Origin of the sequence: Tsuneonella sp. CC-YZS046 (assembly GCF_035581365.1) — a bacterium.
Lineage (GTDB): Bacteria > Pseudomonadota > Alphaproteobacteria > Sphingomonadales > Sphingomonadaceae > JAWKXU01.
Map to the genome: position 1 here is coordinate 3,059,242 of NZ_CP141590.1, position 20,293 is coordinate 3,079,534.

The 20,293-nt window shown below is 65.7% G+C and carries 21 protein-coding genes; 7 read left to right on the forward strand and 14 right to left on the reverse strand.

The genetic code is table 11. The annotated features are described in order from the left end of the window. Positions 1–6: 6 nt before the first annotated feature. Positions 7–756, reverse strand: a complete 750-nt coding sequence (locus U8326_RS15005) for a class I SAM-dependent methyltransferase (RefSeq protein WP_324741239.1) — start codon at positions 754–756, stop codon at positions 7–9. Between the two features lie 4 nt (positions 757–760). Beyond that, a complete protein-coding gene (locus U8326_RS15010) occupies positions 761–1,582 on the reverse strand; it encodes a WecB/TagA/CpsF family glycosyltransferase (RefSeq protein ID WP_324741240.1) in 822 nt (273 codons plus the stop codon). A 232-nt stretch (positions 1,583–1,814) separates the two neighbouring features. Between U8326_RS15010 and fcl the strand changes: the two genes are divergently transcribed. The 3 genes from fcl to U8326_RS15025 all read left to right on the forward strand — a co-directional run bounded on the left by fcl (position 1,815) and on the right by U8326_RS15025 (position 4,917). After that, positions 1,815–2,768, forward strand: a complete 954-nt coding sequence (gene fcl / locus U8326_RS15015) for a GDP-L-fucose synthase (RefSeq protein WP_324741242.1) — start codon at positions 1,815–1,817, stop codon at positions 2,766–2,768. A gap of 143 nt (positions 2,769–2,911) precedes the next feature. Then, the gene (locus U8326_RS15020) at positions 2,912–3,349 is read left to right on the forward strand and encodes a hypothetical protein (RefSeq protein ID WP_324741244.1); all 438 of its coding nucleotides are present in this window, start codon (positions 2,912–2,914) and stop codon (positions 3,347–3,349) included. Next, entirely contained in the window at positions 3,346–4,917 is a 1,572-nt protein-coding gene (locus U8326_RS15025; protein ID WP_324741246.1) for a hypothetical protein, read from the forward strand. The genes U8326_RS15020 and U8326_RS15025 overlap by 4 nt, the downstream gene beginning before the upstream one ends. A 37-nt stretch (positions 4,918–4,954) precedes the next feature. Here the strand turns inward: U8326_RS15025 and U8326_RS15030 are convergent, their stop codons facing one another. From U8326_RS15030 to U8326_RS15070, 9 genes are all read right to left on the reverse strand, one after another. After that, a complete protein-coding gene (locus U8326_RS15030) occupies positions 4,955–6,106 on the reverse strand; it encodes a hypothetical protein (RefSeq protein WP_324741248.1) in 1,152 nt (383 codons plus the stop codon). Continuing rightward, positions 6,106–8,271, reverse strand: a complete 2,166-nt coding sequence (locus U8326_RS15035; RefSeq protein ID WP_324741250.1) for a GumC family protein — start codon at positions 8,269–8,271, stop codon at positions 6,106–6,108. Before U8326_RS15035 ends, U8326_RS15030 begins: the two co-directional genes overlap by 1 nt. Positions 8,272–8,352: 81 nt before the next feature. Next, entirely contained in the window at positions 8,353–9,060 is a 708-nt protein-coding gene (locus tag U8326_RS15040; RefSeq protein WP_324741252.1) for a polysaccharide biosynthesis/export family protein, read from the reverse strand. After that, positions 9,057–10,478: an O-antigen ligase family protein gene (locus U8326_RS15045; protein WP_324741253.1), complete on the reverse strand. Its 1,422-nt coding sequence runs from the start codon at positions 10,476–10,478 to the stop codon at positions 9,057–9,059. Before U8326_RS15045 ends, U8326_RS15040 begins: the two co-directional genes overlap by 4 nt. Positions 10,479–10,552: 74 nt before the next feature. Then, positions 10,553–10,822 carry a hypothetical protein gene (locus U8326_RS15050; RefSeq protein ID WP_324741254.1) on the reverse strand — a complete coding sequence of 90 codons (270 nt, stop codon included), beginning with the start codon at positions 10,820–10,822 and terminating at the stop codon, positions 10,553–10,555. A gap of 124 nt (positions 10,823–10,946) precedes the next feature. Next, entirely contained in the window at positions 10,947–12,257 is a 1,311-nt protein-coding gene (locus U8326_RS15055) for a sugar transferase (RefSeq protein ID WP_324741256.1), read from the reverse strand. 239 nt (positions 12,258–12,496) lie between these two features. Further along, complete coding sequence (gene holA, locus U8326_RS15060; RefSeq protein ID WP_324741258.1) at positions 12,497–13,528, reverse strand: DNA polymerase III subunit delta; 1,032 nt, start codon at positions 13,526–13,528, stop codon at positions 12,497–12,499. Beyond that, complete coding sequence (gene lptE / locus U8326_RS15065; RefSeq protein WP_324743635.1) at positions 13,525–13,959, reverse strand: LPS assembly lipoprotein LptE; 435 nt, start codon at positions 13,957–13,959, stop codon at positions 13,525–13,527. Before lptE ends, holA begins: the two co-directional genes overlap by 4 nt. A gap of 103 nt (positions 13,960–14,062) precedes the next feature. Next, positions 14,063–14,473 carry a DUF3576 domain-containing protein gene (locus tag U8326_RS15070; RefSeq protein WP_324743636.1) on the reverse strand — a complete coding sequence of 137 codons (411 nt, stop codon included), beginning with the start codon at positions 14,471–14,473 and terminating at the stop codon, positions 14,063–14,065. A 425-nt stretch (positions 14,474–14,898) separates the two neighbouring features. On the opposite strand from U8326_RS15070, the gene U8326_RS15075 reads away from it, so the two are divergent. The 3 genes from U8326_RS15075 to U8326_RS15085 all read left to right on the forward strand — a co-directional run bounded on the left by U8326_RS15075 (position 14,899) and on the right by U8326_RS15085 (position 16,817). Further along, on the forward strand, positions 14,899–15,711 hold the full coding sequence (locus U8326_RS15075; protein WP_324741259.1) for a hypothetical protein: 813 nt from the start codon (positions 14,899–14,901) through the stop codon (positions 15,709–15,711). A gap of 115 nt (positions 15,712–15,826) precedes the next feature. Continuing rightward, complete coding sequence (gene phbB / locus U8326_RS15080) at positions 15,827–16,549, forward strand: acetoacetyl-CoA reductase (protein WP_324741260.1); 723 nt, start codon at positions 15,827–15,829, stop codon at positions 16,547–16,549. Positions 16,550–16,559: 10 nt separating this feature from the next. Continuing rightward, positions 16,560–16,817, forward strand: coding sequence for a ribbon-helix-helix domain-containing protein (locus U8326_RS15085; protein WP_324741262.1), 258 nt, complete (start codon positions 16,560–16,562; stop codon positions 16,815–16,817). Positions 16,818–16,867: 50 nt separating this feature from the next. Here U8326_RS15085 and U8326_RS15090 read toward each other — a convergent pair whose 3' ends face one another. Together U8326_RS15090 and murA are read right to left on the reverse strand one after the other, a co-directional pair. Further along, positions 16,868–17,116: a hypothetical protein gene (locus U8326_RS15090; RefSeq protein ID WP_324741264.1), complete on the reverse strand. Its 249-nt coding sequence runs from the start codon at positions 17,114–17,116 to the stop codon at positions 16,868–16,870. 58 nt (positions 17,117–17,174) lie between these two features. Continuing rightward, positions 17,175–18,458, reverse strand: coding sequence for a UDP-N-acetylglucosamine 1-carboxyvinyltransferase (gene murA, locus U8326_RS15095; RefSeq protein ID WP_324741266.1), 1,284 nt, complete (start codon positions 18,456–18,458; stop codon positions 17,175–17,177). 83 nt (positions 18,459–18,541) lie between these two features. Here murA and U8326_RS15100 point away from each other — a divergent pair, with 83 nt between their 5' ends. Next, on the forward strand, positions 18,542–19,417 hold the full coding sequence (locus U8326_RS15100; protein ID WP_324741268.1) for a UTP--glucose-1-phosphate uridylyltransferase: 876 nt from the start codon (positions 18,542–18,544) through the stop codon (positions 19,415–19,417). A gap of 238 nt (positions 19,418–19,655) precedes the next feature. Here U8326_RS15100 and U8326_RS15105 read toward each other — a convergent pair whose 3' ends face one another. Beyond that, positions 19,656–20,255, reverse strand: coding sequence for a M23 family metallopeptidase (locus U8326_RS15105; RefSeq protein WP_324741269.1), 600 nt, complete (start codon positions 20,253–20,255; stop codon positions 19,656–19,658). Positions 20,256–20,293 lie beyond the last annotated feature (38 nt).

Sequence of the window (20,293 nt, forward strand, 5' to 3'; positions counted from 1 at the left end):
GCCCGCTCATCCGGCTCCACGCCTGGAGAGAACCACGAAGCCCAGGGGAAATGCCTCCGTTTTCGGGACGATGAGGTTGGTGCCGATTGCGAACAGGTTGCAAAACGCAACCAGGGGAATTCGCGCGAGTTGGGCGAAGGTGCCTCCGGGAAGGATTTCTCCGAAAAAATGGGCGATGCCCAATTGCCGGATAGTGAGCCAGGCGCTGGTTGTCGGCACGATAGTTTCAATGACAAAACCCTGTTGCTGCCATTGCCGATCGATTCCGAACCGAGTCAGGCGTCGAAAATCATAGGGCGTTTCGTGTTCCGGAAAGGCAAACGGAATCGAAGCCAGGAACACCCCATCGGGTTTGAGCACACGCCGGATTTCTGACAGGGCCAAGGTCAGGTCGGGGACGTGTTCCATCACTTCGAAGCAGACCACGCTATCGAACGAGGCATCCGCAAAGGGGATTGTCCTGCCATCGAAGAACACGTCCACCTTGCTGCTGGCATGGTCGTGGCCGCTCTGCTCGACATCTATCCCGACATATGCGCTCGCGCGGGTGAAAAGCTCCTCATAGGGCTTCGAGCCGCAGCCGAAATCCAGCACCTTGCCTTCGATCTTTCCGGCAAGGCGTCCGATCTCGCGGCAAAGGGCGTTGCGCAGGATGTGCGAAGGATAGAGCAGGGCGCCGGTCCAGTGCGTGATGAAGGCGCGGCGGCGCAGCCTTGCCGCCCAGCCCGAACGCTTCAGCCATGCCTTGCGGTCCATCCGCTCAACCGATCCGATCCGCGGGCGATTCCGGCGCGGCGGCGAAGCCCGGCCTGACATGCTGGATCAGCGCCAGCGCGAGGAACTGGGGGGCCAGCAGCAGATAGCGGCGCCACAGCCTGCGCGGCTCCTTCAGGAAGCGATAGACTCCTTCGAGGCAGAGCCGCTGCATCCAGCGTGGAGCCCTTTCCATATGCCCGGCATGGAGGTCGAACGCCGCGCCCACCCCGATCAGCGTGGCGCTGACCAGCGGGGCGAGGCGATGCATCAGCCGTTCCTGCTTGGGCGTGGAAAGGCCGACCCAGACGAGATCCGCGCCGGAAGCGTCGATCCGCGTCGCCAGATCCCGCAATTCTTCTTCCTCGATCGGCCGGAACGGCGGCGTTTCCATTCCGGCAATGGCGGCGCCGGGGAAGCGCTCAAGCAGCCTGTCCGCGAGTTCCCGGGCCACGCCGTCCCGCCCGCCGTAGAGATAATGCTTCACCTGCCCCGCGCGGGAGGCCGCGAACATGTCGAGCATCAGGTCGGGGCCGCAGGTGCGCTCCACCGGCAGGCCGCGCAGCTTGCCGAGAAGGGCGAGGGGCATCCCATCGGGCGTGACCATCGCCGCTTCGCGGTGAATCCCGGCCAGTTCGGGATCGCGGCGGGCCAGCATCACGCCATGGACATCGCGGATGCAGACATAGCGGCCGATGTCGTCCCGCGCCCAGGCGAGCAGGGTTGCCACGGCCCTCTCCGGAGTGGTCACCGATATGCCGGTGCCCAGCACGTCGAACCATGCCAGCGGAGCGGCGGGGGATGGGCGGGACGCGGCGGGATCGGCCAAGGCATGTCCTGACTGGCGAGGGTGTGCGGCGGCCAAGCCCGGCCACCGTGCGCGATTATAGGCACAGGCTTTTTCAGGCACAAGCTAACGCCCGGCGGCAACAGGATATTCCCGGGTTTCCCAGGCCGAGGCTTATCCGTTGCATCTCGGCCATAGTGCCCTAATTTGCCTTCCGATTTGACCTTCGGACTTGCAGGAGGACTGTTTGACGATTTCGGAGCGAGCCGGGGCCATGGGACCAGCCTATGATCCAGCAGGCAAGCGGATCTATGTCGCCGGGCACAGGGGCATGGTCGGTTCCGCCATCGTCCGCCGCCTTGAGCGCGAAAATTGCACGATCCTGACCGCGCCGCGCTCCGTCGATCTGCGCGAGCAGCAGGCGGTGCGGGAATGGTTCGCGCAGAATCGCCCGGACGCGGTGATCGTGGCCGCCGCCAAGGTGGGCGGCATCCTCGCCAATGACAGCTATCCTGGGCAGTTCCTCTACGACAATCTGATGATCGAGGCCAATCTGATCGAAGCCGCGCGCCAGCATGCGGCGGAAAAGCTGCTGTTCCTCGGTTCGTCCTGCATATACCCCCGGCTCGCCCCCCAGCCGATCACCGAGGATGCGCTGCTCACCGGCCCGCTCGAGCCGACCAACGAATGGTATGCGGTGGCCAAGATCGCCGGGATCAAGCTGTGCCAGGCCTACCGGCGCGAGCATGGCTGCGATTTCATCAGCGCCATGCCGACCAACCTCTATGGCCCGGGCGATAATTTCGACCTCGCCAGCAGCCATGTCCTGCCGGCCCTGATCCGCAAGGCGCATGAGGCCAAGCTGGCGGGCGCGCCGCATATCGAAATCTGGGGCACCGGCACCCCCCGGCGCGAGTTCCTGCATGTCGACGATCTCGCCGATGCCTGTGTCTTCCTGCTGAAGTCCTATTCCGGCGAGGAGCATGTCAATGTGGGATCGGGGCAGGACATCCCGATCATCGATCTTGCCCAGCTGGTGTGCGAGGCAGTGGGTTTCGGCGGGGAGATCGTGACCGATCCCGCCAAGCCGGACGGCACGCCGCGCAAGCTGATGAGCGGGAGCAAGCTTGCCGCGATGGGCTGGCGGCCCGCCATCACCCTGCGCAAGGGCATTGCGGATACCTACCGGCAGTTTCTGGCGACAGAACGGCACACAGAGGCACCATAAAGGAACCGGAGAGGAACCGAGGCGGAGGATCGCCGATCCGGAGGATTCCGCAAGGCCCGGACCGCAATTTTTCATTTTCCTACAGCCCCATTCCAGGCCTATGGGGTCTGTCCTTTTTCGCAATCGGCAAGAGGACGACCATCATGCCCAATCCCCCGCCCATCTCGGTTCCGGCCGGGTTCGCTCCGGCTTTCGCGCTTGGCTTTTCGGATTCCGAATCGCGCCTTTCCATCGTCAGCAGCGGCGCTCCCCTGCCCGTCGCGATCACGGACCAGCCTTCCGCATTCTCCGATCCGCTGAGCGGCGAGACATCGGCCTCCATGCTGGCCGGGCCGTTCCAGCCCGTGCTCGGCATCCCGATCATCCTGACCCTGTCCGGCGAATGGACCGGCACTGTGCGGATGCTGCGTTCGATGGATGGGGGCGACACGCTCACTCCCCTGCTCGTCGGCGGAATGGTGTGGGGAACATTCCATGAACAAGGCTGCGAGCAAGTCTGGATCGAGACGGAGGAAGGCGCGACCTTCCATCTCGATATCGCGCTGACTGCGGGCACCCTCGCCTATCGGGTGTCGCAATGATCGGGCTGGACGTCGCGGCGCGCGGCCTGGCCAAAAGCGCCCTCGCCCATTCTCTCCGGCAAGGGACGACCCCGTCGCTGCACGGCGCGACCGGCGACGGTCTGGCGCCGGACGATCCGGCCTTCGCGGCTGTCAGGGCGCTGTTCGCCGCCGCCGGCGAGCGAACTCTCCGGCTCGAGAGCAGGACCTATGCCCTCAATGAAAGCGGCGGGCTGACGTGGGACCAGTCCGGCAGCGCGATCCTCGGGCAGGGCATGAGCCGCTCGATCCTGCGGCAGACCGATCATTCGATCGCGTCGGGCAGCGCGCTGACGCTCCATTCCTGCGAAAACCTCCTGCTGCAGGATCTCACCCTGCACGGTGCGAATGGCTATGGCGCGCTCTATGTCCCGCAGGGCCAGACCGTGGAGAACGTCGTGTTCAACCGGGTCAGGTTCACCAGCGATCCGCAAAGCGGGATCGACGGCGCATGGTTCGGCTCCACCAACGGCATCCGCTGGGTGTGCGACACCGGCTCGGCCCAAAATATCTGGCTGATCGATTGCGTGTTCGAGAATTGCGGCCGGATGGGGCTGGAATTCCAGAACCACGGAACCGGCTCCACCGTACGGATCGGCAATATCCATATCGTCCGCCCGCGCTTCGTCCATATCGGCCAAGCCAATGCCGGCGCGGGGCACGCGCAGGGCATGGGCATTTCCCTGTCCGGCTGCATGGATAATATCCTGATCGACCGGCCATGGTTCGATCATGTGGATCGCCTGTGCATCGAAATGGTCGGCTGCTCGCGCACCCGGATCAGGGACATGGCGGTGCGCCACGATACGCTGGGCAGCGGCCTGATCGCGGCGACCAATGCGAAGCCGATGCATGGCAATGCAATCGACGGGTTGCGCTGGTGCGGCTCGACCGGCTCGGACCTGCTGATGGAGATTCCGCAGGTCGCCGCCAATATCCGGCTCGATAACTGGAACGACGGTGTGGTCCGGAATGTCCAGCTGCGGACCACGGGTGCGAAGGCCTTGGAGCTTGGCCTCAACTATCCGTCGAGCCGCAATCTGGTGGAGGCCAACAGCCTGCATTCGGACCAGCCCAGCGTGATTGGCAATATGCAATCGGGCGCCAACATCTTTCGCGGCAACCGGATCGAATCGAGCTATTCCGGCGCGGTCGGCCATATCGCGATACAGGGTGACGACAGCGTGGATTGCCTGGTCGACGGCAACAGCTTCATCGCCCCTGCCGCATCCAGCTGGAACCCCATCGCGCTCACGGGCGCGGCCAGTGCCCGCTTCACCCGGTCGAACCGTTTGAAAGGCAAGAAAACCGAAGCGAGCGGCACTCTGACGCTTGCCTCGGGCACGAAATATGCCGGGGTGCTGCACGGCCTGGCCGGAGCGCCGGCCTTCCACCTCGTCACTCCGCGCAGCCGGGTTCACAATGGAACGGCCGATCTTTCCTGGTTCTCGGATTTCGACGGCAACACCCTCAATGTCCAGACCAGTGCCAATGTCGCGGCGAGCGTCACCTTCCACTGGTATGCCGAACTCGCCTTCGGGAACCTGTGAGGGAAGCGGCCCTGGGGCGGCGCGTGGCGGCCCGGCGTTATCGCGCCGGTTCCAGTCGCACCGCGTCGATGCGCACCTCTTCCGTCGAGGGCGACAGCCAGAGCGTCAGGGTCTGGGATGCGCAGGGCTTGGCGATAATCGTCAGCGGCTGGCCGGGATCGGGATAGGCGTGGCCGCCCCCGCAAGCGAAGGATGCCGAGATCAGGTCGCGCGCATGGCCGGACGCGATCGCCAGCTCCACGCGATAGGTCCCCGCTTCCAGATCGACCCGCTGCGACAGGATCGGGCGGCGGACCGATGCCAGGTTGCCGACCGTGACCGCCGCATCGCGCCCGGTGCCGCCCGGCGATACGGAGACGTCGCCGGAGGGATGCAATCGCCAGCCCGCCGGATTTGCGCCGCCGCGCGCCAGATCGGCAAAATCGGGATCGGACAGCAGGCCGCCAGCCGGCCCGGCATTGCAGTGGCGGGAGCGGAGCGCGCGCGCGGGCGGTTGCAGCCCAGCCTCCACCAGCCGCCGCTCCAGCGGCTCGATCTCGGCGCAACTCAGGCCGGCGCCCTGCCCGGCCATCAGCCGCACCACTTCCGCGCGCCCTGTGAGCGCGGGCGCGCTCGTCTGCCGGGTCGGCGCGAGGAAACGCGGCAGCCAGCCGGGGCGGTGGGAGAGCCGGTCCGCCAGCGCCTGCCTGCCCTTGGGAGTGGCCAGAAGCGGATCGAGCATCTCCTCTGCGCCCGCCATGCCGGGATTTGCCCGCAGCAAGGCGTCCACCCGCTCCGCCGCCCGGGCCGTGTCGCCCGCCAGCAAGGTGGCGCGATACCAGTAGCTCTGCGTCACCGGCTCGCGCCAGCCCAGCCTCGCGCCGACCCGGAAGGCCGCTTCCGCTCCGGCATGATCCTGCACCAGCAGGCGCTCGGTGCCCAGCAGGGCGATCGGCCTGCGACCCACCGGATCGGCCAGCACCGCGCGGCGGACGGCTTCGCTCTTGTCGATGTCCGTGCCGCTCACCAATGCCTGCGCGGCCTTGGCGGTTTCGGCATTGGCGCGAAAATATGCGGGAACGAAGGCCTGCCATGCAGGATTGATCGCGCTGATCCGGTCCAGCCCGCTGCCGATGCAGGCATAGCCGTAAAGCGCCGCCAAGGCGGTGCAGGCGATGCGCCCGGCGGGGAAGCGGCGGCGCGGGGCCATCACGCGTTCGCCTCTTCTCCCCCGTAGCGGAAATATTCATAGCTGTAATAGGCCGACGATCCCCCGGCGCCCCGCCGCGAATCGAATTTCGTGAGCACCGCCCCCAGAATGACGGGATGCATGCCCTGCAAGCGGCGCAGGCTTGCCTTCACCATGCCCCGGCGCCCGCGTTCGGCTTCGATCACCACCACCACGCCATCCGCCAGCGCGGACAGGACCGGAGAATCGGCGAGGCCGAGCACCGGCGGGCTGTCGATCACGACCAGGTCGTAAGCCTCGCTGAATTGTTCCAGCAGGGCGGCCATGCGCGGCGAACCGAGCAGCTCCGTGGGGCTGGCCGGGAGCGGGCCGGATGGCACCAGCGACAGATTGTCCTGGCCGGAAGGGACGACGACGCCTTCCAGCGTATCCTGACCCGCCAGCAGGCTCGACAGGCCCTTGCGGTTGCTTGCGCCCGCCATGCGATGAACGGACGGGCGGCGGAGATCCGCATCGACCAGCAGCACGCGCTTGTCGGCCAGGGCGAAGCTGCGGGCAATGGCGAAGCTGGTGGTGGTCTTGCCTTCCGCCGGTTCCGCGCTGGTGACCATCAGCAGACCCGGCAGCCCTTCCGCCGTCGAATAGGACAGTGAGCCGCGCAGCGAGTTATAGGCTTCGGAAATCGGCGATTTCGGATCGTCCAGCGCTTCCGCCGGTTCGCCATCCCGCACCACGGGGATGACCCCCAGCAAGGACAGGCCGACTTTCTGTTCGACATCTTCCGGCGCGCGGATCTTGTCTTCGAGCTGATCCCGCACCAGCACGGCCGCGCCCGATATGCCCAGCCCCAGCAGCAGCGCCACGCCCAGGTTCCAGGGGAAGCTCGGCGCGCTGGGGACCAGCGGGGGATCGGCGGAATCGATGATCGAGATATTGCTGGAGGAAATGCCGGCGGCGGCATTCAGCTCGCGATAGCGTTGCAGCAGCCCGTCGTAGATCGAGCGGTTGGTGTCGGCCTCGCGAGCCAGCGTGTTGTAGCGCACCGCCCGGTCCTGCTCGGCCAGCGTCGCGCCCCGCAGTTGCGAGACTTGCGCCTTGAGCCGTTCCTCGGCGGTTTGCGCGGCGACATATTGCGCGCGGATCGAATCCCGCACCTCCCGCGCCGTCCGGTTGAGCTGCTGCCTGAGCGCGGACAATTCCCCTTCCAGCTTCTCGATGGCCGGATGATCGGGCAGATAGCGGGATCGCGCGCTCTGCAGCTTGGCTTCCACCTCGGCGCGCTCGGTCATCAATTGCTGCACGGCCGAGCTGGAGAGCACGGATTGCGAGGAAAGCAGCGGGCTGCCCTGTTCGGCATTCCATTGCGCCTGCGCCGCCACCCGCCTTGCCTGCGCTTCGTTGGCGGCTTCGTTCAGCTGCATCAGGCTCGCCACCGTGACGCTGCCGTTGCCGCCTTCGCTTTCTTCCCTGCGCGGATCGCGGGTGCGGATCAGGCCGGCCTGCCGGGCATAGGCGTTCAGCTCCCGTTCCGAGGCTTCCAGCCTGGCCCGGGCTTCCTCCAGCTGCTCGGCCACGAAATTGCGGGCATAGGAGGAGCTGTCATAGCGCCGCTGCAGATTGGCCTGGATGAACTCGCTGGAGAAGGCGTTGGCGATGCTGGCGGACATCCCCGGATCGGCGCTGGTGAAGCGGATGGTCGCGATGCGGGTGCTGGGGGGAAGCTCGACCTGCAGGCCGTTCTTCAGCATTTCGAGCACGATCTCGCGCTTCTCCCGCTCCGGCAAATTGGCTTCGGGCGGATCGGCCCCCATCGCTTCGAAGAACTGCTTGCTGCCGGCCAGGTTGAGCTTGCGCGTCACCCTTTCCGCGAGCGCCCGGCTGCGCAGGATGTCGAGCTGGGTGTTGAGGAAGCGATCGACATCCCAGTTGAGATTGGCCGCCGCTCTCCCTTCCAGGTCGTCGCCGAGCACCTGGTCGCTCTGGTCGTTGATCTGGATGCTGCTTTCGGCCGTGAAAAGGGGCGGGGTCAGCATGGTGACGACGGTGGCCAGCGCCAGTGCGGCGCCGACGATCGCGCCGATCAGCCACAGATTGCGCCGCAGCAGCGCGAGGATATAGCGGATGCGCTCCGCCATGCCCGTGGCGTAGGGATCGCCCGCATCGGCGGCAGGTCGGGAAGATGCCAAAAGATTCTGTCCGTCTTGGGCCACGATCGGGATGCTTCCGTTTCTATATGTCTCCAAGGCGGCGGAGGCCGCCTTGCGCCATCATCTGTTGTTGTCGAGCAGGACGAATGTGTTGAACAGGGGGGCCGCCCGCAGGATATCGTTCCAGATGCCGGCCGCGCGGCTGTAGCCCACCACCACCACGTCGCCATCCATCATCTGCGGATCGGGCGCGCTGCCGGAACGAATGGCCTGGAGATCGAACCGGCCGCCCATGCGCTGCCCCTGCAGGGTCCGGAAGACGATCACCTGGTCCAGCTTGGCGGTCGCGGTGGGGCTTCGCGCCATGGCCAGCGCGGCGAGCAGCGTCGCGCCGGGCTTCAGTTCATAGGCGCCGGGCTGGTTGACCTCGCCTTCCACCGACACCACCCGGGGCGTCGCTTCCACGATGGATATCGCCACGCGGGGGTTGCGCAGATAGCGGCGCGCATAGGCCTGCTCGATGTCTCCGGCGAGTTCGGCCTGGCTCCTGCCCGCGGCCGCCACGCTGCCGATCAGCGGCAAATTCAGCAGGCCGGAACCGTCGATCTCGATATCCGAGACGCTGAGATCGGGTTCCTGAAACACGGTGACGCTGATCTTGTCGCCGCTTTGCAGGAGATAGGCGGAATCCCGGACCTCCTGCGCGGGGCCTTCGATGCTGCCATAGGCCGCCTGCCCCGCCGGCACCACGGGATCGAGAGTGGACCGGCATGCCGCAACGGCAAGCAGCACCAGCAGGAAGGGAGCAAGCTGGCCTTTGCGGATCATGTGCTGCGTTCCATCATGCCTGATTGTCCTTGCGTTCTATACTGGTCGGAGTGGCGGCGCTCGAAGTCGGGCGGGCGCGCCAGCAGCCCTGCCGCAATCCCCGCCAGACATGCCAATGACATGCAGCGCAAGGGATAATCCACGATCGAGTGCAGGGCGAGAATGAGAAAGCAGGCGAGGCTGAAGACGAGGTGCGCGCGCATGGCGCCTTCGCTCCGCCACGCCCCGATCGCCATGGCCGCCAGCAGCCCGGCAATGGCCAGAAGCATGACGATGCCGGGAATCCCCGTTTCGAGCAGAAGCTCGAGATAATCGTTATGGGCGCGGTTCGGCATGGTCGGATCGACCACTTCGAGCCGTTCCGCCGCGAGGATGGCGGGTACGAACGTGCCCATTCCGCTTCCCGCCGGCCAGTATTGCGCGATGGCGAAATGGGTGTCGGCCCACAACTCCGGCCGGAATTCGCCTTGCAGGGAGAAGCGCGCGATCACCGCGCGCAAGGCGGCGTTGCCCTGCAAGATCAGGGCCGATCCGATAAATGCAGCGACGCCCGCTGTCGCGGCGAAGGCGAGGCCCCTGTTCCAGCGCCACCGGGGCAGGCTCGGATAGAGGATGGCGAGCTGGGCCAGCAGCGCCACCGGAACGAGTGCGATCCCCATGCGCGATCCGGTCATGATCACGGCAAACAGCAGCAAGGCATTCGCGCCCAGAAACAGCACGAGCCGCTCCTTGCGTTGCCAAAGGGGAACGCGAGTGGCGTCATTCCCCGGCAGAATGGCGGCCAGCGCAACCATCCCGATCAGCAGCACGTCGGCCTGCGCATTGCGGTTGGCCTGGAAGCCGGTGATCCAGCCGGAATGGGTTTGCGGATAAAGGCGCAGCGCGTCGCCGCTGGCGGCAAGTTGCATCGCGCCCCAGATCGCGCTGGCCAGGGCTATCAGCGCGATACAGGCGACAATCCGGGTGCGGGAGGAAAGCGGCAGCGCGCCGGCCATGAGCATGAGGAACAGCGGCGGGCCGAACGACAGCAGCGCGGCCCAGCTGCGCGAAGGAGCGAGCGAGAGCGGCTGCCAGCCTTGTGCCCCGCCGACGAGTTCGAGCGCTATGCTCTCGGTTTCGCGGCCAGGCAGGGCCTGCCATAATGGCGGGGGCAGCGGGACAAGCTGCAGCGCGGGAAGAAGAATGGCGCCTGCGGCGATCAGCAACAGCCGCGGATCGACCGGAAACTTCGCATCGGCTTTGCGAGAGGTCGCGGATGGCAGCCATATCCAGATGCAGGCGAGGATCGCCGCGAGGAGTTGCAGGGCTATCTCGAAAGCGGGATTGGGCGTTCCGCCGCCGCCAAGCGTCATCGCCGCAATCAGCAACGCAAGAGCAACGAAAATGCGGCGGTTGGAGAAGGGTTTGGAGACACGCACAGCCGAGAAAAACCCGGCAGTCAGCCGGGCCCTTCGCAATCGGATACAGGGATGAACACGGGTGGCCGGAACGATCAGCCTGGGCTGTCGTTGTTGCTGCCGCCATCCGCCGCTATCGCGATGATCCCGCCAAGAAACGCAATGATGAGGGCAATCCAGAGCGGGCTTATCAGTTCGCTCGCGGCTTCCGCCGGCTGGCTTCCGCGAGCCACCGATTGCGGAGCGGCGGCCACGCCAGCGGAGGGCAGGGCATCTGACGAACGGGTCGCACTGGCGATTGCCGGCTGCGCGATTGCAAGTCCGCCCGCAGCCAAGGTGCAAAAAATTGCGCGAACCATGCTCATCTTGGGAATCTCCATTTATCCCAGCCCCCCCTAATCGTGCGGAGAATATCCAATTTGCCCGGAAAGTCCAAAGGCAAAGAAGCCAAATCGGACTAAAGTTGAGACGAACCGTTTGAATTTGCGGTCAGAATGCCCGCTCGTGGACGATTACGCGCAGCGTCAGTATCACGATCCCGATATCGCGCAGGATATTCCAGCCGGAGAGATATTCCAGATCGGCGCGAAGCCGGCTGGAGAGATCGTCTTCCGCCTCCGTCGCGCCGCGCAATCCGCGAATCTGGGCAAGCCCCGTCAGGCCGGGCTTGAGCGCATGGCGCTGCCAGTATCGGCGATCCACTTCCCAGAATCGTTTCGTCCCCGCCAGCGAGCCGAGGGCATGCGGCCGGGGGCCGACGATGCTCATGTCCCCTAGGATGATGTTCCAGAGCTGGGGGAGTTCGTCGATGCTCCAGGATCGCAGCAGCCGGCCGGTCCTGGTAATGCGATCGTCCTCGCGCGCGGTTGAGCGGTGTCCTTCATGGTCGGCCCGGCTCACGCGCATCGAGCGAAACTTGTAGATCGTGAACAGGCGATTGGCCCGGCCCATCCGCTGCTGCCGGAAGAAGATCGGCCCGCCATCCTCCAGCTTGATCGCAATGGCAGCGCCTATCATGACCGGGGCCAGCACGATCAGCGCGGCCACGGACAGGGTCAGGTCGAACAGGCGCTTGATTGCCCTCGATTCGAGGCTGAGCGGCCCTTTTGAAACGACCAGCGTGGAAAAATCGTGGCTGTGACGCACCCCTACGGCGCCGATGTCGTGAGCGGCGAGGCTCACGATCTCTCCATCCACGGCGGCCGCGCGGAACACCAGCGCCCAGTCCGGCTGCCGTTCCGGCGAGCAACTGACGACCACCCGGTCCATATTGCGCATGGCCCGGCCCAGCCGGTCCAGCCCGAGCGGATCGTCCAGAGACGGCGACAGCCCGTGTTGCTCGGCATCGATCCGATGGGCGTCGCGGAGACTGACTTCCGGCCCGCCCGCGTCGATCAGCAATATATTGAGCAGGGTGGGGCCGAGGCGCTTCTTGATCCATTTGTCGAGCGCGTAGCGGACCAGCAGCATCCCGCAGAGCGCCAGAACCAGACCCAGCGCATAGATGAAGCGGGAAAGCGCTTCGCCGGCCTTCAGGAAGAAGACCATGAAGCTGAGCAAGGCGGCCGACACGGCCAGCGCGGTCACCACCCGCTGCGCGGCCGTCCGGAAACGATTGAGCGACGCCAGCGAATAGGTGCCGTTGTAGAGCCCGATGGTGAGAAAGATCGGCACCATCAGCTGGGCGGAGAGAATCGAATAGGAGTTCAGCCATTCGCCGCGATAGATCAGGCCGGCCAAGCCCATCCCGGCAATTATGATCGCCGCATCCGTCGCCAGCAAGCCGACATGCAGTCGCATGCGATAGCGTTCCAATGAGGGTATGCGCCCCGCAATCGCGGAACCCGCGCTCTCCCAATATCGGAAAGGAAAATTCATGCCCTTTGCGCTTCTTTTAGAATAGCCGATTTTTAGAATAGCCGATGCGTCGGCGAATTATGGCGCGACAATCCTAATTTACTCTAAAATAGCAAGAAATATGCGTCGGCCCGACCGATTATGGAGGAGATTGCCCGGGGAGCCGGGCGGGCGTCCCCGTCTCAGCGCCGCCGCGCGGCCGCGCGCGCGATGTCGGTCAACCCCTGGGCCAGCACCACTTCCGCGGAATGGCTCCCGGATACCAGCGCCTGATGCAGGGCGACCAGGCGCTGCACCAGCCGTTCCAACTTGCGCCCCTGCCATTGCCGCAGCTGTGTCGCGAGATCGCGCTTGTCCTTGAAGAACACCCGCCGCGCCCTGGTTTCCGCCTCCAGCAACCCGGCCACGTCGCCCCTTGGCCCCAGCTTGGCGGACAGTTGCGCCAGCTGCGCCACGCGCCGCTCCATCGCCAGCAGCAGGCCCACGGGATTGAGCGACAGATCCCGCATCCGCTTGAGTTCCGCCGAAAGACGGCCCACCTCGCCGGACAGGACCGCATTGACCAGCGGGCTGAAGCCATCTTCCTCCGTGCTGGCGCCGATCGCATCGAGATCCTCCACTCTGGCGGCGCGGGGCGCCTGCGGAGTCGCATCGAGATAGATCGCCAGCTTGGTGACTTCCGATTGCGCGAGCCGGACGTCCAGGCTCGCGGCGCGGGCGATCCGCTCGGCGAGATCGCCGCCCATCTGCAGCCCGGCCGCATCCGCCATCTGCCGGACGGCGGATGTGACGGAAGACAGGTCGGGCGGATAGAACATGGCCACGAGCGCGTCGTCCCGCGAGGCCAGCAGCTTCGCGGTGCGCGACTTGTCGGTCGCGGCGGCGGCCACGATCAGCACCGGGCAGGGCGGCACCTCGCTTTCGAGCAGGTTGGAAACCGCGTCGTGGACGTCGTCGCCGGTGGCGCGCACGAAAATATGCCGCGCGCCGCCGAACAGCGAGGTGGATCGCGCTTCATCGTCGAGGCGGACCGGATCGCGCTTCAGTTCCGCGCCGGAAAGCTCGATCCTTTCGCCGGAATCCGCCAGTTGGCGGGTGATCCGCTCGGCGGCGGCGAAGGCGCCGGCTTCGTCCTGGCCGCAGAAGTAGAACAGCCGGCATTGCAGCGCCGCCTTCGGAGCAACGGCGGCAAAATCGCGTTGGGTGGCCTTCACGAGCCTTGGTGGAGCTGGAGCGTGAGGCGGGTCACGATTCGGTCGGCCACGTCGCGGGCGAGATTTTCCAGCGCGGTCTGCTCCGCCGCGATGGTGGCATATTCCGACGAAACCACGTCGATGCCGGCATCGGAGCCGGCCGTGGCGTCCAGCACCACATCGCCGGTCGCGTTGTCGACCAGCTGATAGCGCGCCCGGAGCGTGCGGCGTTCGCGGCCGATCGTATCGTCGCTGAGCAGGCCCAGCCCTTCGAGGCGATCGTCGAGCTTGATCTGGAGCAGGTAGCGTTTGCTGGAAGATGCGGCCCCGCTTTCCTCCAGCCGGTCCCGGAGCGCATTGCGCACCAGCCAGCCTGCCCGCCCCTCGATCGGGGCGACCTCGACCGCGGCCAGGCCTTGCGCGACCGTGCCGTTGCCGCCGCCCGCATACATCGGCCGCAATCCGCATCCGGACAGGAGGCCCGCGGCGAGCAGCGCCGGCACGGCCCGGAAAAGGCGCCGGCGCCTTCCCGCGCGCCGCGCCGCCTTGTGCGTGTCAGCCGGCAATGGCGTTGCGGCGCAGGTCGCGCGCCTTGGTCAGGATGATATCCTCGAGCTTCTGCACGGTCGCGGCCTGCACCGGCGCCTCGATCCAGTTTCCGGAGGAGACGGCGGCCTGGCGGCTCACCATGACCCGCAGGGCGTCGGCGCGCAGATCCTGGTCGAGGATGGTCACGCTGACTTTCACCCGTTCGGCGGGATTGCGCGGATTCGCATACCAGTCCGTCACGATCACCCCGCCATTGCTGTCCGCCTGCAGCAGCGGCATGAAGGACAGCGTTTCCAGGCTGGCGCGCCACAGATAGGAATTGACGCCGATCGTGTTGATCTTGGCGGCCGCGAGGTCGGCCTTGGGCCGTTCCTTCTTGCCGCAAGCCCCCAGCGCGGCGAGCGCGGCGGCGGCCATGACGGTCCGGACCGCGACCCGGCCTGGCGATATGCGGGAAAGTGTTTTGCCTGTCTTCAAAGGTCAGTTTCCTGTACTGCGTGGCGCGCCGCGCGGGATGCGCCGGTGACCCGGGCCGCGCCAGCGCGCAAGGCCTCGCCGCTCTCTATAAACGGACTGCGGGCGGCGGCAAGGGCGCATGGGCACAAGCCTCGACGAGCCGGAACGCGGCTTCGGGCCGGCGGCGATTCGGCGCGGGCGGGGAGGCCGAGTGTGGACATGGTGCAACAGGTCCTACCCAATTGTTCCGATTCGCTTTGTTCCGTCCATACGGGCTGGAAATTTGCCGAACAGCAGCATATCATGTGCAACCGATTGGAAACGGTTGTCTATGCGGCCTGCAATTCGCGCCGGCCCGGCAATATGCCGGAAGGTGCGGAAAGGACATGGTCGATAAGCGCATGGCGCATGGCGACCGGATGAGGCGAGGCGTTCAGGGGCTTATGTTGCGGCAGTGCAAAAGGATCGTTCGGGGCCGGCTTTCGGCATCGGTCGTTGCTGCCGTCGCGCTGCTCGCAGTGCCCAGCGCGGGGCTTGCGCTGGGCGGTTTCGACGATACGCCGGTGAATCTTTCGGCTCGCGGCAGCTTCGCCTATTTCACGCCTGCTTCCATCGATCTTCGCATGGCCAAGCTGGTGGCGACGCATGGTTCCGACAAGGGCCGGATGATGCGCTTCACCCCGGCCGGTGCCTACAGCCGCAGCGATCGCTCGGTGACTGTGGCGATCAGGGTGGACGATCAGACCGCGCGCGCCATCTCCGTGCGCGCCGCCATCGCCGCCGCCAAGGGCGAGCCGGGGCAGGGCACGGTGCTGATGGCGCCGACGCGCTATGATCTGGGCATGGCGCGCGGCTATCGCAGCTTTGCCCAGTCGCTCACCTTGCCGACCGATGTCCGCAAGATCGAAATGCCCGATCTTTCCAGCTTCAAGCCCGGCACGGACGAGGTGGAAGACAAGCCGAGCCGCTTCAACGCCCGCATCGCGCTGGAAGAGAAGGGCAATGCCGGGCGCGCGCCGCGCACGCTGGAAGCGGTCGATTCGCAGCGCGTCGATGTGGCGGGCAGCTATCGCCTCACCCGCAATCTCGATGTGACCGCGGGCCTGCGCTATTCGCAGGAGCGCGACCGCCTGATGCCGCTTACCGACGGCACGCGCGACAGCCAGGCCGTTTATGTCGGAACCCAGTTCCGCTTCTGACAATTCCTGTTGAATTAAATAGTTTGCCGCACCCATGTTGCGCGGTTTGTGCGCTTGCCGTGCTGCCTTGCTTTCCTTACCTTGCCTGTGATTTCTCAGCTGGGGAGGATGTCGTATGGCACGTGTAGCAATCGTAACCGGTGGCACTCGCGGTATCGGGGAGGCGATCAGCCTCGCCTTGAAGGAGCAGGGTTGCACGGTCCTGGCCAATTACGCCGGAAACGACGCCGCCGCCCAGGCATTCACCGAACGAACCGGCATCCCTTCCTACAAATGGGATGTCGGAGACCATGAGGCGGCGCTGGCCGGATGCGGCATAGTGGAGCGGGAAGTCGGCCCCATCGATATCGTGGTGAACAATGCCGGGATCACGCGCGATGCGGTCCTGCACAAGATGAGCTGGGAGGACTGGAACGAGGTGATGCGGATCAACCTCGGCGGCTGCTTCAACATGGCCAAGGCCTGCTTTCCGGGGATGCGGGAGCGCGGCTGGGGCCGCATCGTCAATATCGGCTCGATCAATGGGCAGGCCGGGCAATATGGCCAGGTCAACTATGCCGCCGCCAAATCCGGCATCCATGGCTTCACCAAGGCGCTGGCCCAGGAAGGCGCGAAGTTCGGGGTGACGGTCAATGCCATCGCGCCCGGCTATATCGACACGGACATGGTCGCGGCCGTTCCGCCGCCGGTGCTCGAGAAGATCGTCGCCAAGATTCCGGTCGGCCGGCTGGGCCATGCCGACGAGATCGCGCGCGGGGTGGCCTTCCTGACATCGGAGGACGGCGCTTTCATCACCGGCTCCACCCTGTCGATCAACGGCGGCCAGCACATGTATTGAGCGCGGGTCGGTGGAGATTCCCTATCATCCGCCGGTCAAGCGTTCGGTCGAGATCGCCGGGCACAAGACCTCGATCAGCCTGGAGCCGCTGTTCTGGGATATGTTGAAAGCGGCGGCAGTGCGGGAAGGCCTGCCCGTGAACGCGCTTGTCGCCAGGATCGACGCGGAGCGGCTCGAGGCGCCGGCCCCACCCGGTCTGGCCGGAGCCATCCGTATCTGGCTGTTCGCCCATTGCGGGCAACAGGCGGACGTAACGCAGGAGGGCTAAAGGGGCGGGGAACGCGCCCCGCCCGAATACTGCTTAGCTATCCGCCGTTATCAATAGGTGGAGGGCGGGTCGCTGGCGGGGAAGCTCTGGTCGCTCGCCTCGTCCACTTTGCTCCACTTGCCGGCCGGCTTGTCCCGCATGGCCTTCGGTCCGGCATCGCGCACCTTCGCGAAATTCCTGTCGTGCGGCTGCCCGCCCGCGAAGGCGGCGTGCCCCTGATCGCCGGACTTGTTCTTCTGCCAGTAACGATAGCCGAGATAACCGGCGGCACCCACGGCCGCGATTTGCAAGAGACTCATCGAACCATCTCCTTTCCGGCCACCAACGCACAGGGGCCGGGAAAGGTCCGGGCCAAATTCAATCTCCGCCAAGCCGTTCGATCTGAGCGCCGAGCAAGGCGAGCTTTTCCTCCAGGCGTTCGTAGCCGCGGTCGAGATGGTAGAGCCGGTGGACCTGAGTCTCGCCTTCCGCCGCCAGCCCCGCGATGACCAGGCTCATCGACGCGCGCAGGTCGGTGGCCATCACTTCCGCCCCGGTGAGCCTGGGCACGCCATGCACTATGGCGGTGCGGCCCGATGTCTCGATATGCGCGCCCATGCGGTTCAGTTCGGGAACGTGCATGTAGCGGTTTTCGAAGATGGTTTCGGTCAGCACGCTGGCCCCTTCCGCGCGGCAGAGCAGCGCCATCAGCTGGGCCTGCATGTCGGTGGCGAATCCGGGATAGGGCGCCGTCGACAGGGTGACTGCTCGCAATGGCCCATCCGCCGCGACCTGGACTCCGTCCGGACGAGGCTCCACATGAACGCCTGCATCCCGCAGCGCCTGCACCGTCGCTTCCATTTCCTCGATCACCGCGTGCTTGAGGAATACGTCGCCGCCCGTGATCGCCGCGGCGCAGGCATAGCTGCCGGCCTCGATCCGGTCGGACATCACGCGATAGGTCGCGCCATGCAGGCGCGGCACCCCATGGATCGTCAGGTCGGACGTGCCGATCCCCTCGATCTCGGCGCCCATGGCCGCCAGCAGATTGCACAAATCGACGATCTCCGGCTCCCGCGCGGCATTGTGCAGGGTGCTCTTCCCTCGCGCGGTGACGGCGGCCATCAGCGCGTTCTCGGTGGCGCCGACCGAAACCACCGGGAAGCTGTAGCGGCCGCCCGGCAGGCCGCCATCGGGCGCGATCGCCTTCACATAGCCGGCCGCCAGCTCGATATGCGCGCCGAACGCCTCGAGCGCCTTGAGATGGAGGTCGATCGGGCGGTTGCCGATGGCGCAGCCGCCGGGCAGGGAAACAGTCGCCTCGCCCATCCGCGCCAGCATCGGGCCGAGCACCAGAATCGAGGCGCGCATCTTGCGCACCAGCTCATAGGGCGCGACGCTGTTGGTGATGCGGGTCGCCGCCAGCGTCATCACCCGCCCGAAATCCTCCGGCCTGCTGCCGGCGATGGTGGTGGAAACGCCGAACTGGTTCATCAGGTGCTGGAAGCCGTCGATATCGGCCAGCCGCGGCAGGTTGCGCAGGGTCAGCGGCTCATCGGTGAGCAGCGCGCAGGGAAGCAGGGTGAGCGCGGCGTTTTTCGCCCCGGAGACGGGAATGGTGCCGGAAAGGCGCTTGCCGCCCTCGATGATGATCTTGTCCATCGCGGCGGTTTAGCGGGAATTACGCCGGGAGCAAGGCAGGGTGGTTGACGTCCTGCCTCCCAACTCCCTATCCCTTGCACTGCATGAGCAAGCGCAAACCCATCAAGACCGCCGTGTTCCCCGTTGCGGGGCTAGGCACGCGTTTCCTTCCGGCGACCAAGGCAATCCCCAAGGAATTGCTGCCGATCATCGACCGGCCCCTGATCCAGTATGCGGTGGATGAAGCCCGCGAGGCCGGGATCGAGCAGATGGTCTTCGTCACCGGGCGGGGCAAGACCGCGATCGTCGAGAATTTCGACATCGCTTTCGAGCTTGAGACGACCATGGCCGAACGGGGCAAGGACCTGTCAGTGCTGGAAGCGACGCGCTTCACGCCCGGCAACCTGATTACCGTGCGCCAGCAGGTTCCGCTCGGCCTCGGCCATGCGATCTGGTGCGCCCGCGCGATCGTGGGTGACGATCCCTTCGCCATCCTGCTGCCGGACGAGCTGATGATCGGCCAGCCCGGCTGCATCAGGCAGATGGTGGAAGCCTATGAGGAAGTCGGCGGCAATCTGATCAGCGTGCTGGAAGTGCCGCGCGAGGAGGTGTCGTCCTATGGCGTCATCGACCCGGGCGAGTCGGTGGGAGTGCTTACCGAGGTCAGGGGGCTGGTCGAAAAGCCGCCGGTGGACCAGGCTCCTTCCAACAAGATCATCTCGGGCCGCTATATCCTGCAGCCGGAAGTGATGCGCACCCTGGAAGGGCAGGGAAAGGGCGCTGGCGGCGAGATCCAGCTGACCGACGCCATGGCCCGCATGATCGGAACCCAGCCGTTCCACGCCGTGACCTTCCACGGCAAGCGCTACGATTGCGGCAGCAAGACCGGATTCGTCGAAGCGACCCTGGCGCTGGCGCTGGAGCGGGAGGATATGGGGGCGGAAATCCGCCGGATCGCGGAGCGCCTGCTGCGCGGCTGACCCTGTGTGATGGGCAGGAGCGCCGGCGCCGCCAGCGGTTTTTCCGGGTGATCCGGTTGACGCCGAACGCCGGAAAAGTAGCGTTGCGGCCTGCGGCTTTTTCAGACTCGTTTTGCGGATTTATTCCGGTTCTAGCTGAATGGGAATTTGCCTGTTTTCCGTGATTTCCGGTGGGGCAAGTGATTCCACTTGCCGCGACATCACTCAGGCGTTTTTCAGGACTTCCCGTGGCCTGGGATTATTCCGGGCCGCCCTGGCCGCCATCGCCACGGGCCAGAGCGAGAGCCTGCTTCGTGTCGGTTTCGACCATGTAGGGAATGGGATTGACCGCATCGCCGGCGACGCGGACTTCATAATGCAGATGCGGGCCGGTGGAGCGGCCGGTGGAGCCGATATAGCCGATCAGCTGGCCTTTCTTCACGCGGGCGCCCGGTTCGACGACATAGCTGGAAAGGTGGCCATAGCGCGTCTGGAGCGAGGCGCCGTGTTCGATCTGGACGTATTTGCCGTAGCTGCTGAACCACTGGGCCATCGAAACGACGCCATCGGCGGTGGCATAGACCGGGGTTCCGACCGGGCCAGCCAGATCCACGCCCTTATGGGCGCGGCGACCGCCAAGCACGGGGTGGACCCGCATCCCGTAATCGCTGGAGAGGCGAGTGCCTTCGACCGGCATCCGCGAGGGGATGGAAACCTTGCTGGCCGAAGCGTCGGTGCTCTGGCCGGGGCGGCTGTCGAGGGATTGCCAGCTGGCGAACAATTCGTGGAATTGCGCATCGCCTTCGCCGAGCGGTGATTGACGGGTTGCCGTGTCGGCGAGAGCCGGATGGGCACCCATCAGGAGGAAAGCGCCTGTCACTGCGGAAAGGGCCATCC

What these genes read in the sequence shown, in the direction of transcription:
- U8326_RS15005 (WP_324741239.1), bottom strand. Translation starts at nt 756, where the DNA reads ATGGACCGCAAGGCATGGCTGAAGCGTTCGGGCTGGGCGGCAAGGCTG.
- fcl (WP_324741242.1), top strand. Translation starts at nt 1,815, where the DNA reads ATGGGACCAGCCTATGATCCAGCAGGCAAGCGGATCTATGTCGCCGGG.
- U8326_RS15020 (WP_324741244.1), top strand. Translation starts at nt 2,912, where the DNA reads ATGCCCAATCCCCCGCCCATCTCGGTTCCGGCCGGGTTCGCTCCGGCT.
- U8326_RS15025 (WP_324741246.1), top strand. Translation starts at nt 3,346, where the DNA reads ATGATCGGGCTGGACGTCGCGGCGCGCGGCCTGGCCAAAAGCGCCCTC.
- U8326_RS15030 (WP_324741248.1), bottom strand. Translation starts at nt 6,106, where the DNA reads ATGGCCCCGCGCCGCCGCTTCCCCGCCGGGCGCATCGCCTGCACCGCC.
- U8326_RS15040 (WP_324741252.1), bottom strand. Translation starts at nt 9,060, where the DNA reads ATGATCCGCAAAGGCCAGCTTGCTCCCTTCCTGCTGGTGCTGCTTGCC.
- U8326_RS15050 (WP_324741254.1), bottom strand. Translation starts at nt 10,822, where the DNA reads ATGAGCATGGTTCGCGCAATTTTTTGCACCTTGGCTGCGGGCGGACTT.
- U8326_RS15055 (WP_324741256.1), bottom strand. Translation starts at nt 12,257, where the DNA reads ATGCGACTGCATGTCGGCTTGCTGGCGACGGATGCGGCGATCATAATT.
- lptE (WP_324743635.1), bottom strand. Translation starts at nt 13,959, where the DNA reads ATGTATGCGGGCGGCGGCAACGGCACGGTCGCGCAAGGCCTGGCCGCG.
- U8326_RS15070 (WP_324743636.1), bottom strand. Translation starts at nt 14,473, where the DNA reads ATGGCCGCCGCCGCGCTCGCCGCGCTGGGGGCTTGCGGCAAGAAGGAA.
- U8326_RS15075 (WP_324741259.1), top strand. Translation starts at nt 14,899, where the DNA reads ATGGTCGATAAGCGCATGGCGCATGGCGACCGGATGAGGCGAGGCGTT.
- phbB (WP_324741260.1), top strand. Translation starts at nt 15,827, where the DNA reads ATGGCACGTGTAGCAATCGTAACCGGTGGCACTCGCGGTATCGGGGAG.
- U8326_RS15090 (WP_324741264.1), bottom strand. Translation starts at nt 17,116, where the DNA reads ATGAGTCTCTTGCAAATCGCGGCCGTGGGTGCCGCCGGTTATCTCGGC.
- murA (WP_324741266.1), bottom strand. Translation starts at nt 18,458, where the DNA reads ATGGACAAGATCATCATCGAGGGCGGCAAGCGCCTTTCCGGCACCATT.
- U8326_RS15100 (WP_324741268.1), top strand. Translation starts at nt 18,542, where the DNA reads ATGAGCAAGCGCAAACCCATCAAGACCGCCGTGTTCCCCGTTGCGGGG.
- U8326_RS15105 (WP_324741269.1), bottom strand. Translation starts at nt 20,255, where the DNA reads ATGGGTGCCCATCCGGCTCTCGCCGACACGGCAACCCGTCAATCACCG.